Genomic DNA, 12,705 nt, shown 5'->3' with positions numbered 1-12,705 from the left:
AGAATTATTGACTAGAATCTGACTGATGATCTAATTGTCCTTGACTAAGATTAACATTTTTGCCTTTTTGAAATCCGTCTTCATAAGCATGATTGGATCTTGATAAGGTAGGTTGATTAAAGGTAAGTAGCCCGGTTATTTCTCGATTAAATTTTTCTTTGACTGATTGCGGCGTTTGAATGATAAGTGCATATTTTTCATTTTCTTTCATCATGCTTTTAAGTTGCAAATCAAATTTTTCCTTTAACCCATCCATAAAACCTTGATAATATGATTTCCTCAGCTGGGAAAGACTGCTTTGACGCAATTCTTCTGCGCTTAATTGGGTTAAATGCAATTTAGAATAATACTTCATCGTATCTGCAGCTATATTAAACATTTGAAAGCAAAGGTCTACATCTTCAGGGAACCCCATTAATACAATTTTTCTTTGAACGGATTGTTGGTGTGGAAGTCGATTACTTTGAATATAAAACATGCAACGAAAATTATCAGCAATAATCTTAACTAGAACCTTTTCCCACCAATATAGGCGTTTATAGACTGATAAGGAGCGCAAAATAATTTCTGGCCTTTCTTTATCAGAAACTTCTTGCTGAGAGATCCGATGCTTTAGCATCAATTTTTGAGCCATCAGCAAAGCAGTCTGACTCTCTTCATCATTGCCACCATCTTCAGCTAAAGACAATAAATTACGGATTTTAGCTAAAATCTTTTGATTGGTCTCAGACATCTCTTCTTTCCTCCTCTACTTCCTATTGTAAACTATTTATGATATTTTGCATCTCAAATGGTAGTGGACATTCAAAATGGAGCTTTTCATTGCTAACTGGATGGATAAGATCAATCGCTTTAGCATGCAGCAATTGTCCATCTTTTAAATTAGCCAATTGACCTGGTAAATTCTGCAAATTTCTACGATAAAGAGGATCTCCAATAATAGGATGGCCGATTGCTTCCATGTGGATTCGAATTTGATGAGTTCGACCTGTTTGTAATTTTAATTCAAGTAAGGTCGCATATTGATAACGTTTTATTACTTGAAAGTTTGTGATCGCTTCCTTACCAGATTCATCCACATGCCATCGGAGTCGATTCGAAGGATCTCTTTTAACTGGCATTTCAATATGTCCTGAGTCTGTTTCCACTTGACCATTGACTAAGGCTTGATAGGTTCTCCCCATCGTATGATCAATTAATTGTCGACTTAAATGCCGGTGAGCTTGGTCTGTTTTAGCAACGACTAATAAACCGGAAGTGTCTTTATCAATCCGGTGAACAATACCAGGTCTGTAGGATTGTGATCCCGAGGACAAAGAATTGCCTAAATAATGATAGAGACCATTCACCAACGTCCCATTAATATGTCCTTTAGAAGGATGAACAACCATTCCAGCTGGTTTATTTACAACAAGAATGCTGGTATCTTCATGAATAATATCTAAATCCATGGCTTCAGCAACTACTTCAAATGTCTCATCTTCTTTTTCTGCTTCTGACAAGTCGATCTCAATTCGTTCATCCCCTTGTAAAAGAGAATTGGCCTTAACGTGTTGACCATTAACTTTAATTTTCTTATCTTTAATTAACTTTTGCAATTGGGAACGACTAAACGAGGGAAAATAAGTCGTTAATACTTTATCCAAACGATCGTTATCACTACTTTTCTGAGTTAAACGAATTTTTTCGATCAAATTAAATCACTTCCTTTTTCTGTCCAAATAACAATCACAATTAGTAAAACAACACCGAGAGAAAGCGCTGCGTCTGCTAAATTAAAAACAGGAAAGTCAAACAGACGAACTTGAAGCATATCGATAACATACCCTCTTGTCAAACGGTCAATTAAATTTCCAATTGCTCCTCCTAATAATAATCCATAGGCTATTTTACTGTAAATAAAACTTTCTCTGTTTCGCCAAGTTAGATAGAGTAAATAAAAAATAACGACAAAAGTAATGCCAATTAAAAAGAGGCGTTGACCAGCAAAGAGCCCCCAGCCTGCTCCGATATTTTGAGTATAATTGAGTTGAAAAAAGTCCGGAATGATTTCAAGCGGTTTATTTAACTCAATATTGTTTTGCGTCCAAAATTTTAGGGCTTGATCAAAAATAATGACCAGTCCCGTTATGATTATTGTGGTGACCATTTTGTCCTCCTTGTCTAAATTAATCTCCATTTGTTATAATGTTTGTGTTTATAATACCTATTATTATATACTAGACCTATTAATAAGTTCAATTTAGATAAACTTTTGATAAATGATTTAGGATATTTAAAGGAGAAATGATGAAAACAACTAAAGTAATAGTAATGCTTAGCTTATCACTCTTATTGATAGGCTGCGGCAATTCGTTGGAAAGAGCCAAACGAACAGTAGGCCTTATTCAAGATAATGTTACCCTCTTGATTGGTAATATCAGCGAGATTCAAAATCGTGAGTTTGATTTACAAAAGGACTTTGAAGCAACAATCCATCTCAGTGATGATTTATCGGGTTTTGGTCAAAGTGATAATCCACTTAATAAAAATATTAATACCCGCAAAGACTTACTAGAAGAAATGGAAGAGAGTCGGCAACAATTATTAGAATTGTGTCAGGAGTTAAAAGATATACCTCAAAACGATCAACTCCCTATGGATCAAATTAATAAAGTCATTGAATACACAACGAATCTTTGTGAGAAAACCGATGTCTATATTTCTACTTATCTGGAAAACATAGAAACAGAAGATCTTTCCTATAAATCGATTACCAACCCAGCAACTGATCATGAGACTTTCTTTGCTGTTTTTGATAATGTCAATCTCTTATATACCGAAAATAATATTAATCTGGATCATATACTTGAATATTTTGAGCCCTTAAATACCCTACTTGTCAACTTAAAAGTATACCTTGTAAATATAACCGGTGAATAAAATAGAAAGTGGTGATTCTTATGAAGTATAAAAAAATTTTTCAATTAGCCTTAATTCCTTTTATTATTTTTATTCTATCAGCTTGTAACAACACAACTAAAGAAACTGAAAAAACGACCAACTATCAACTTCCAAAAGTAGCTTTAGCTTATTCAGAGGAAGAAATAGTTGAATTTAATAATCGAATTAATCAAGGTGAAAACAATACTTACGAGGGTTTATCCCCACATAATGCCCCTGTTCTCACAGCACCTGAAAAATTACCTTCCGTTCTTTTCTATGATTCTGGTATCGATATACCCTATCCAGAAGAAGGAGTCAAAGGTATTTATCTTGCACCTGCTGTGTTTAATGATCCTGACCGTTTGAATTATTTATTGGATTATATTGATAATACTGCTTTGAACGCAGTTGTCATTGACTTTAAAGATGATGAAGGCATCATTCAGACTCATTTAGAATCGGATAACTCTTTAGTTAACCAAAACTCATTCGATAATATCGATTTTAAGAAACTTTTGAAAGAATTAGAAAAACGAAAGATTTACCCAATTGCAAGGATTGTAACATTTAAAGATCGGTTAGTAGCAGAAGCCAAACCTGAATATTCATTTAAAGATGCTGAAACAGGTGAAATTTGGCAAGATGCCAACGGTGCAAAGTTTATTAATCCGTTTCTTCCAGAAATATGGGATTATAACATTACTATCGCTATCGAAGCTGCTAAATTAGGCTTTAAAGATATACAATTTGACTACGTTCGTTTCCCAGAAGGGTTTCAAACATTCTCTGATCAACTTGATTATTCAATAGGTAATTACCAAACTTATGTAACGGATGATCCTGAAAAATTTGGCCAAGAGAGGGTTTATGCGATCAATGATTTCTTAGAAGAAGCTAACGATAAACTAGCACCCTATGGAGCCGATGTCTCAGCAGACATCTTTGGTTACACAGCTATTGCAGGGGATGCTCCAGACGTACGGGGAATTGGCCAGAATTTCGGCCAAATTGCTGAAAGAGTGGATACTGTTTCTTCTATGATCTACCCTTCTCACTGGGGTTTAGGTTTCTTTGGAATACCTGCTCCAGACTTAGAACCTTATAATTTAGTCGATCAATACATGTACTCAGAAAACATGATTTTAAAAAATATCACTAACGCAGCTAACAGCCGCCCATGGTTGCAAGACTTTACTGACTGGAACTTAGCGCCCGGAACCTTCCAAGAATACGGACCTCTTCAAGTTCAACAGCAAATTGTTGCATTAGAAGAAAATGGTATTCATGAATTTCTCCTATGGAATCCGTCGGGAATTTTCAATGAAGGTGTCGATTATGCTCCAGAGTCTTCTGGCAATGAATATTACTATTAAATCAAAAAAGAGAAAAACTATAATCATAGTTTTTCTCTTTTTTATTATGCCCTATTCGCTCGCAATGGACGAATCATACGTCCTTGCTCATCATAAATATATTCCTGAACCTTTTTTCCATCTCCCATCGCCTGCACTAATCGATCTCGATAAGGTTCTGCTAACTCATCAAACAAGAGTTGTTCGTCTTCTAATAAGTGTTTTTTACGAAGGGATTCTATCTCTCCTTTACTTCGGAGCTTAACTTTAAGTGACGGTAGAGTCTCATCACTTTCTCTTTGAATAATGCGGTAGTAATAGTTATTATCACCGTATGTAATTTCTAATGCACCTGAATTAGTTCTTCTTTCTTCTACTTCTTTATAATTATCTTTTTGTAACTCCCACCAAGCTTTAATTCCTTTGAGAGCTTCCTCCTCACTAGCATAGGAACCATGTTCTTTAACGACATTATCACGACGATTGATCCAATAATTTGTATATATCTTCTGTCCCATCTGATCATCCTTTCATAAATAATAGACATTTATATTATAACGGTAGTAGTAACCGCTTTCAACTTTAAAATGTTATTTTACTAGTTGAGTAATTTGTTATAAAATACTCTCAGGAGGTGCCTTATGCCAGTAATAAGCATCCAAGATGCTACTCATTGTGATATCAATGATATTCAAGCTATCTATCAGCATTATATTGACCACAGTAATTTGACTCTTGAAACGAAAGTTCCAACTACGCAAGAACTAGAAGAAAAAGTAACGCGATATCAAAATAGCCATGCCTTTTTAATCATCTTATTCGATCAAGAAATTATTGGCTTCGCCTATGCTTATCCCTTTTCTGCTCGCAAAACGTACCAACATTCAGCTAACATTGCCATGTATCTACTCGCAGAACACGATGAACTCACCCTAAAAAATTTAATTTATCAAGAATTAGAAAATCGTTTACAGGCGAAAGGAATTCTAAATTTACTTGCTTGTCTTCCCAGTCATCAAAAAGAACAAATTAACTTTCTAGTAAAACAAGGTTTTATCATTCGCGGAGATTTCCCTCAATCAGGTCAAAAGTTAGATCAAGTTTGGGATTTAGTCTGGTTGAGTAAAGAAATTTAATAAATTAAAAGCTCGAAAGGTTTGAGATGAATTGTCCCTGTCAAATTGATAGGAGGCAGTTCAAAATAACCTCTTCGAGCCTTTTTTAATATTTAGATACTTTCTTACCACGATAATCGAAGCGGAAGTGTCCACGGTGAATAATTTGATCTGCATATTGTTCATCTAAACCTAAATTGTAAATATTATCATCCAAAGTTGGATAAACAGTTAATTGATAATCAATTGCAGAATAGAAATTATCTTCATCAATTAAACGCTGAATCATCACTTCAAAAGCGCGATTTACAAAACGATCTTGGATTTCATTATTTTCAAATTGGAAAATAGAATAAGTTTTTGCTGCAGGAAGTTGAGCATAAGCTTGTTCTAAACTTTCAGTTGTTTCAATTACTTCTGTCGACTCAATTGTTTGGACTTCTTGAATAATTTCTACAAGTGAGGTCTCTTCTGCCATTTCGTTAGGTAAGACAGTCTTATCTTCTTTTTTATTCGATGATGCCCGTTCTTGGGTATTCTTTTGAACGAGAGGATCTTCTTTTTCTCCTGTTTGTGAGTGGACACCCAAATTTTGTCCGAAATCTTGAATAGCATCACCTTTCAGCCATAATAACATGGTAGCTGAAAATAATATTATAAAAACTAGAAGCCATACAGTCGGACGATTAGGAGTTTTATTATATTTAGGTTTTTCTGACACTATTATTCTCCTCTGTGAAATTTAAAAAAACAAATTATGATCTAGCAAAAGCAATAATTTCCTCTACTGTCATCGCAGAGTCACTGACTGTAGCTATTCTATTTTGATCAGAGAAAACTAAACTTGGAACGGTCTTCAATTCATACTGATCGCGAAACGCTTGGGTTCCTTTCAAATCTTGACTGTCTTGCGAATGCAAGAAATTAACTGTTAAATCAGCAGTCACAGCAGCTTCAGCGAGCTTACCTACAAACAAACGGCAGTATGGACACGTTTCACGCCCTACAAAAACAAGATTACCTTCCCTAGCTTCAATAAGTTGTTTAGCTTCTTGACTATCAATCCTATTAAAATGTTGTACTGCTTCATTAAAATCATTTACATTCATACTTAACGCCCCTTTCGATTGTTTCTATTATATCGAAAGTTTCACATTAGTAAAACTAATAGCGCTCTTCTTGTCTAGAAAAATTTTTTTGAATATATTGTTTTTTGCGGTGTTGTTTTAGACAACGATTAATTATTAAGGCTATAAGACCTATCATTAGCATAATCCAAGCTAAATAGAGATAAAATTTTTGTTCTCCTGTCGTCGGCAATAATTTTGATTTAGCTAGTGATCCTTCTTTATTTACTTTATCCTCTACTTTGTTTTTTTCCTGGTCGGTTGGCTTGGCAATATTATTAACTTTTTTAGCATTTGGTTTGCTTGCTAACTTATCTTTTAAATAAGCTAAATTATCCTTTTGATCTTTCCCAGCCCCTAATTTTTTATTATTTGGAGTGAGTAGCCCCTTACCTGGATCTTTCGTCTCTTTTTTAAGCGGAGTTGTAAAATTATCCTTTTGATCAGACGAATCATTGTGATCAGAAGAATCATTTAATGGATCTGGCTGAGGTTCAGCTTGCGGGTGTGTTTGTATTAATGTTTTAGCACTGTATTCATCCAAATAGCCTGAATGAGCCCCTAAATTAGCAGACCAGGTCTGTGTGTTTTCATTATATAACACTAATTTCATTTGATAACGATCATGCAAAGTTTTAATCTGTTCAATGATTTCTTCACTGATTAAGCCGTTAGAATTCAAAAAGTCAGCAAGCAAAAGCTTAATATTTTCAAACAATTCAGTATTAATGATATAAAAATACTGCATTTGGCTTTCTTTTAGATTTAATAAGTTGGTGAAGGCAGCATGGTATAATTCTTGATTATTACTTGCATAGTAATCCCTGAGAGACTGAGAAGCAAGGGTTTCAATATCAAAGAGACTCAATTCTTTTGCATATTGATAAAGTTCGAAATTTGAATCATCTAAATGAACAACATGTTTTTCGGCAAGTTTACGATTGAGCTCTTCTAGAGTCAGTTCTTGACTAAATAGATCAAAAATTTGCTGAAAGGTAACCTTTGAATAGGCTTTTGGAACAATATTTTTAAAGTAATCATCAATTGAAACGATTAAACTAGGTAAATCTGAAGTATTCAATTGTAAGTTATCGTGGTCTATTGGAAAAGCACTTGCCGAATAGGGATATAGTTGGCACTGATTTCTTTGGGCAATTGTTTCCTTACTCGTTTGAAGTTGTTCGCTCAATGTTTCGTTATCATATAATAACTGTTGATATTCTGCTTCTAAATCAGCCTGTTCACGAACATATTGATCGATAATTTGATTTAATTCTTCAATATAAGCTTGCCATTCTATAACAGTTTGATCTTGACTGATAAGGGCAAGTTGTTGCTCAGCTGACAAGGAGATGAAATCTTCTTGTTGGATAGAAAAGCTTTGATAAAGTGATTCGATCACTTCTTCCAGAGCTAGGTTTGCTTCGCTCAAGGAATTACTGGGTCCTTCCTGGATGGCCAAAATTTCCTTAGTTAAAATTTGGTAGCGTTCATTAATCGCAGTCATCCGTACCTGATTAGCTTCAAACTGTCTTTGTAGATCACTATTACTCTCATTAATTGAATCTTCCATAGGTGTTTCTCTTAAAAGTATTTGACAAGCTTCAAGCGAAACAAAGTTCTGATCGGATGGGATATTCGTGTAAGCTAGCTCTCCTTTTTGGGCATTTATAACAGGTGTTTCAATAATTTGAAAAATTACACTGAGAATAATCATCAAATTTTTCATTTACTTCTCAATCCTCCATTTTGTAGATAGCTAATTGTATATACAAAATCTTGAACTGAAAGGCGCTATTATTATTTAACCCTTTAATCTAAATAAGGTACAAATTCTAGGTCCTGTTCATAATTTTTAAAACGACTTTCTACCTCTTTATATAATTCATCCCCATTCCATAAGCCAAAATCGCTGGCTTCGACCAACGGAATCACTTGGTAGTGATTCCACTCAGGGAGTCCTACATTATATGTCGGCATTAATCGCATCGAATCGAGTGTCACTTTCCCTTGATCATCCATTTTAAAGGTATATTCGCCGATGCCCCCAATTTTTTCATATTCTTTCACTTGTCCAGATAAGAAATTGCCGTGAGAATACCATGCGCCTTGATGGTCATTAAAGCGTTTCATAGGTTGCATAATATGCGAATGACCCCCTAAAACAAAATTGGCACCAGCGTCAATGGCTAACTGAGTGAGTTCTATTTGCGAATCGACAGGAAGAAAAGCATCTTCTCCAAATTGATAGATCACTATAACCACATCACAAGCTTTTTTGATGTGTTGAACTTCTAAAGGAATAAGTTTTTTATCAATTAAGGTAACTAAATACTGTTCATCTTCTGGAATTGGATTGCCATTTGTGCCATAGGTATAATTCAAAAAACCAACTTTGATACCATTTTTTTCGATAATTCTTAATCGATTATAATCTTCCCATGATTCATAGGAACCCACATATTCCATTTTCTTTTCCTTTAAAATTTCTAGAGATCGATGGGCACCTTCAGCGCCAAAATCCATTGTATGATTGGTAGCAGCAGACACAATGTCTACCCCCATAGCAAGTAAGCTATCAACAATTTGATCTGGAACATTAAAAAAGGGATAAGAAGATACACCCATTTGATTTCCAGCCACAAGTGTTTCCATATTTGCGGTTGTTAAATCTGCGTTTTCTAAATATTTTGAGACGGATTTGAACATTGGATCAAAGTTATAGGATCCCGAAGCTATTTCACCATTCCAATATACACTATCATGTAAAAGAATATCACCAACTGATCGTATTGTTATTGTTTTTTCCTGACTTGATTCTTTAGAAAGTTCCTTATTTATCGTATTTTTTTCTTCTTCAGCTCGAATTTTTTTGAGTGGATTTGAAATATACAAGCTAGTAAAGGTAAGTAATGCAAAAATGCTGAATAAAAATAAAAAACTTTTCCCCCATTTATTATTTCTTTTCATGTAAGAGTCCCCTTATCTTAATTTTTAATCATATTATAACAAAGTGTGTAATAACCCACTAGACTTTCGATAGAAATACTTAAAGTTAAAACATTTGCTCTATTATTAATAAAGATAAAATATTTAACAGTTTGTGCATTATAAGATCGGTAGTTCTTTTGTCTTTATTAAGATATAATAAAGTAAAGACCAAGAAAGGAGTTTACTATGTATAATCAATCTACTAAAAACGCGATGTCCCCCTACTTTTCTGCCGTTAAAATCAATCATCACCAGATCAAACCCTTTAATCGTTTGGTGACTATTAAAAAAAATCGTTCTGAAGCTTTACTTAAATTCAAAAAACCCGTCATCTTAACTGAACATAAGGGGCTAGCTTTATTAGTAATGACTGATGATCCTGATAATAAAGATTCCTTTCAATATTTTCTATTACAGAATGCAATCCAAATTAATGCAGGTATTTACTTCAATACTCTATCTCTCACTTCAGAATGCAAACTCTATCTTGAACCGAGTCAAAATGAAGAACCACAAATTATATCGCTTAAAGAAAAAATCCAAGTAGAAAAAGATACAGCACGAATTAAAATAGATGATGTTTTTGGCCTTCATTATCAAGTGTATTCCAGTGGTGAACGGATTCTTAATCATCCACAAAACTATTATGAATTAATCATCGTTGATCAAGGACAAGCTAGTATGGAATTGTCTTATAATAATCAACCGTTATTAACCAAAAATTCAGCCTGGTTAAATTTTCCTGGTCAAAAGAATCAAATCGCTTTCAAAGAGGATGGAATGACAACACTGATTTCAATTCTTTTTACTGGCCAAGGCTTATCTGAAACAATTGCACAAAGACCGATCAACCTCGGTCATCGCCAAATCCAACTTGTTAGCCGCTTGGTAAATTTAGCCAATGTAACAGAAGAAAAATATCCTTTCAGTTACGATGAGATCGTGACTAGCTTACAATTAATTATTACACAGATGCATAATGGCGAAGATAAAATAACTACAGAAGCTTCAACTTCCATGCGTGAAAATTACGAAAACGACTTATTTCAATCCATTGTTGATTTTCTACAAGAAAATGTTGGCCAACAACATCAAGTCAATGACTTAGTTGATAAATTTAATATCTCGCGTTCAAGCTTGCAGACCTTATTTAATAAGTACACTGGTCAAACACCTAAGCAGTATATAAACAGCCTCCGATTAAAGCAAAGTAAATTATTAATCCACGAATCAAAAATGACCTTATCCGAAATAGCAAATGAGTTAGGCTATGGTTCGATTCAATACTTTTCGAGAGCTTTTTCAAATGAATTCGGCATCAGTCCATCCAATTTTGCCAAATCGATTCTGAAATAAAAACAAATTTTCATAAATTTTGATAGAAAGCCTTCACTAGCATGTAAAGATTATTTGCTTTATAATTAAGACTAGACTTTTTGAGGAGTGAAATGATGACACTTGATGGATTTTTTACCCGATCTTTAGTAACTGAACTGCAGAATCATTTAAAAGGAGGACGTATTCATAAAATATACCAACCCTTTGAACAAGAACTACAATTAGTCATTCGGGCCAACCGGGTGAATCATCGTTTGGCAGCGTCTGTTCATCCTAACTATTTTTCACTCTATTTGACAAAGGAAAAATCTGCCAACCCCCAACAAGCACCTATGTTTTGTATGTTATTAAGAAAATACCTTGAGTCAGCTTTTATTACTGATATTAAGCAGTACCAAAATGATCGGATCATTGATTTTTATTTTAAAGGACGCGATGAGATAGGTATTGAACAAGAATACCTACTTACATTTGAATTAATGGGGAGACACTCCAATATTCTTTTAGTCAATCAGAAAAAACAAACAATTATCGATTGTATAAAACACGTATCTGCGAGTCACAATACTTATCGATCCCTAACACCAGGCGCTGTATTTAAACGCCCTCCACGTAACAATCAGCAAGTTAATCTATTTGAATTAAATGATTCTCAACTATTTGAATTTAGTCACCAAAATGAGCCCTTATTAAAAGAGGGAAAAGCTTTTCAGTGTGTGCAAGGAATGAGCAAATTATTAGCTGAAGAAATTGCCTATTGGATGTCTGAAGAAGGAGGTAATTTATCTAGTCTAGCGAGTCTTGAACGTATCAAATCAGCGATTGAATTTCCCTCCCCTACCCTCTATCAAACTGACAAAAATGTTTATTTCTATTGTTTTAAACTAGAAAGTATACCTGGTGAGGAAGTAGCCTTTGATACCCTTTCGGATTTAATTTATGCCTATTCCCATCAAAAAGTACATCTGGATCGGGTGAAACAATTATCTGGCAATATTATCCATAAAGTCAATCAAGTGTTAGATAAAAACCAAAAAAAATTGAAAAACCTCGCTAAAGACCGTAAAGTAGCCGCTAATGCTGATTCTTATCGGATTAAAGGTGAACTGCTAAATGCTTTTGCCTATCAAATTGATAATAAAGAAGAAAAAGTCACTCTTTCCAACTTCTATGATAATAATCAACCGCTTACTATCCAGTTAAATCCTAGACTAAACGCAGTTGAAAATGCACAGGCTTACTTTAAAAAGTATCAAAAATACCGTGATGCCTTAAAGTATATTAATCGTGAAGAACGCTTAACCCGAGAAGAAATTGACTATCTAGATGGTATCTTGCTGCAATTAAAGCAAGCTGATCTTGAAGACGTTGAATCCATTAAAGAAGAACTAATTGAACAAGGCTATGTTGCCCAAAAACGATCATCCAGTAAAAAACGTGCTAAAACCCAATCAAAACCACGGCGCTTTCAGTCGAGTGATGGTGTGATGATTTATGTAGGCAGAAATAATCAGCAGAATGATGATCTCTCTTTAAAAAAAGCAGCAAAAAATCATTGGTGGCTTCACGCTAAGGATATTCCTGGAGCCCATGTAATTATTGAATCGGATAAACCCAGCCAAGAGACCCTCCTCCAAGCGGCCCAACTTGCTGCCTATTATTCAAAATTTTCACAATCTGCGAATGTACCTGTGGATTATGTTCAAGTCAAACACCTCAAGAAACCTAATGGAGCTAAGCCAGGTTTCGTCATTTACGAAGGACAAAAAACCCTTTTTGTAACACCGTCTCCTACTCTCATTGACCAACTTAAATTCACAGAAAAATAATTAATAAAGCACCCACTTCTATCTAGAA

The 12,705-nt window shown here is 34.4% G+C and carries 13 protein-coding genes; 5 read left to right on the top strand and 8 right to left on the bottom strand.

The window, feature by feature from the left end; genetic code table 11:
• Positions 1-4: 4 nt before the first annotated feature.
• From HF969_RS00870 to lspA, 3 genes are read right to left on the bottom strand one after another with little or no spacing between them, the layout of a single operon-like run.
• Positions 5-733 carry a DUF2786 domain-containing protein gene (locus HF969_RS00870; RefSeq protein WP_090288881.1) on the bottom strand — a complete coding sequence of 243 codons (729 nt, stop codon included), beginning with the start codon at positions 731-733 and terminating at the stop codon, positions 5-7.
• 22 nt (positions 734-755) lie between these two features.
• The gene (locus tag HF969_RS00865; RefSeq protein WP_090288880.1) at positions 756-1,694 is read right to left on the bottom strand and encodes an RluA family pseudouridine synthase; all 939 of its coding nucleotides are present in this window, start codon (positions 1,692-1,694) and stop codon (positions 756-758) included.
• A complete protein-coding gene (lspA, locus tag HF969_RS00860) occupies positions 1,691-2,149 on the bottom strand; it encodes a signal peptidase II (protein WP_090288879.1) in 459 nt (152 codons plus the stop codon). Before lspA ends, HF969_RS00865 begins: the two co-directional genes overlap by 4 nt.
• Before the next feature lie 140 nt (positions 2,150-2,289).
• Here lspA and HF969_RS00855 point away from each other — a divergent pair, with 140 nt between their 5' ends.
• A complete protein-coding gene (locus HF969_RS00855; RefSeq protein WP_245694782.1) occupies positions 2,290-2,922 on the top strand; it encodes a YkyA family protein in 633 nt (210 codons plus the stop codon).
• A 20-nt stretch (positions 2,923-2,942) separates the two neighbouring features.
• Positions 2,943-4,298, top strand: coding sequence for a putative glycoside hydrolase (locus tag HF969_RS00850; RefSeq protein WP_090288877.1), 1,356 nt, complete (start codon positions 2,943-2,945; stop codon positions 4,296-4,298).
• Positions 4,299-4,342: 44 nt separating this feature from the next.
• Here HF969_RS00850 and HF969_RS00845 read toward each other — a convergent pair whose 3' ends face one another.
• A complete protein-coding gene (locus tag HF969_RS00845) occupies positions 4,343-4,795 on the bottom strand; it encodes a hypothetical protein (protein ID WP_090288876.1) in 453 nt (150 codons plus the stop codon).
• Between the two features lie 123 nt (positions 4,796-4,918).
• On the opposite strand from HF969_RS00845, the gene HF969_RS00840 reads away from it, so the two are divergent.
• Complete coding sequence (locus tag HF969_RS00840) at positions 4,919-5,413, top strand: GNAT family N-acetyltransferase (RefSeq protein WP_090288875.1); 495 nt, start codon at positions 4,919-4,921, stop codon at positions 5,411-5,413.
• A gap of 85 nt (positions 5,414-5,498) precedes the next feature.
• Here the strand turns inward: HF969_RS00840 and HF969_RS00835 are convergent, their stop codons facing one another.
• The 4 genes from HF969_RS00835 to HF969_RS00820 form a co-directional block, all read right to left on the bottom strand.
• Positions 5,499-6,113 carry a hypothetical protein gene (locus tag HF969_RS00835; protein WP_090288874.1) on the bottom strand — a complete coding sequence of 205 codons (615 nt, stop codon included), beginning with the start codon at positions 6,111-6,113 and terminating at the stop codon, positions 5,499-5,501.
• Between the two features lie 34 nt (positions 6,114-6,147).
• Positions 6,148-6,501 (bottom strand): DUF6568 family protein, encoded by a 354-nt coding sequence (locus HF969_RS00830; RefSeq protein ID WP_090288873.1) that lies wholly within the window; start codon positions 6,499-6,501, stop codon positions 6,148-6,150.
• A gap of 55 nt (positions 6,502-6,556) precedes the next feature.
• A complete protein-coding gene (locus HF969_RS00825; RefSeq protein ID WP_090288872.1) occupies positions 6,557-8,248 on the bottom strand; it encodes a hypothetical protein in 1,692 nt (563 codons plus the stop codon).
• Positions 8,249-8,331: 83 nt separating this feature from the next.
• A complete protein-coding gene (locus HF969_RS00820; RefSeq protein ID WP_090288871.1) occupies positions 8,332-9,489 on the bottom strand; it encodes a CapA family protein in 1,158 nt (385 codons plus the stop codon).
• A 207-nt stretch (positions 9,490-9,696) separates the two neighbouring features.
• Here HF969_RS00820 and HF969_RS00815 point away from each other — a divergent pair, with 207 nt between their 5' ends.
• On the top strand, positions 9,697-10,866 hold the full coding sequence (locus tag HF969_RS00815) for a helix-turn-helix domain-containing protein (RefSeq protein WP_090288870.1): 1,170 nt from the start codon (positions 9,697-9,699) through the stop codon (positions 10,864-10,866).
• 95 nt (positions 10,867-10,961) lie between these two features.
• Positions 10,962-12,677 (top strand): Rqc2 family fibronectin-binding protein, encoded by a 1,716-nt coding sequence (locus HF969_RS00810; protein ID WP_090288869.1) that lies wholly within the window; start codon positions 10,962-10,964, stop codon positions 12,675-12,677.
• The last annotated feature ends 28 nt before the right edge of the window (positions 12,678-12,705 follow it).

Origin of the sequence: Facklamia miroungae (assembly GCF_012396555.1) — a bacterium.
GTDB lineage: Bacteria > Bacillota > Bacilli > Lactobacillales > Aerococcaceae > Facklamia > Facklamia miroungae.
Note: the sequence above shows the minus strand (reverse complement) of the source record. Positions and strands in the feature narration are given on the sequence as shown.

Coding starts and splice junctions, on each gene's coding strand:
- HF969_RS00870 (WP_090288881.1), bottom strand. CDS start 733: ATGTCTGAGACCAATCAAAAGATTTTAGCTAAAATCCGTAATTTATTG.
- lspA (WP_090288879.1), bottom strand. CDS start 2,149: ATGGTCACCACAATAATCATAACGGGACTGGTCATTATTTTTGATCAA.
- HF969_RS00855 (WP_245694782.1), top strand. CDS start 2,290: ATGAAAACAACTAAAGTAATAGTAATGCTTAGCTTATCACTCTTATTG.
- HF969_RS00850 (WP_090288877.1), top strand. CDS start 2,943: ATGAAGTATAAAAAAATTTTTCAATTAGCCTTAATTCCTTTTATTATT.
- HF969_RS00845 (WP_090288876.1), bottom strand. CDS start 4,795: ATGGGACAGAAGATATATACAAATTATTGGATCAATCGTCGTGATAAT.
- HF969_RS00840 (WP_090288875.1), top strand. CDS start 4,919: ATGCCAGTAATAAGCATCCAAGATGCTACTCATTGTGATATCAATGAT.
- HF969_RS00830 (WP_090288873.1), bottom strand. CDS start 6,501: ATGAATGTAAATGATTTTAATGAAGCAGTACAACATTTTAATAGGATT.
- HF969_RS00825 (WP_090288872.1), bottom strand. CDS start 8,248: ATGAAAAATTTGATGATTATTCTCAGTGTAATTTTTCAAATTATTGAA.
- HF969_RS00820 (WP_090288871.1), bottom strand. CDS start 9,489: ATGAAAAGAAATAATAAATGGGGGAAAAGTTTTTTATTTTTATTCAGC.
- HF969_RS00815 (WP_090288870.1), top strand. CDS start 9,697: ATGTATAATCAATCTACTAAAAACGCGATGTCCCCCTACTTTTCTGCC.
- HF969_RS00810 (WP_090288869.1), top strand. CDS start 10,962: ATGACACTTGATGGATTTTTTACCCGATCTTTAGTAACTGAACTGCAG.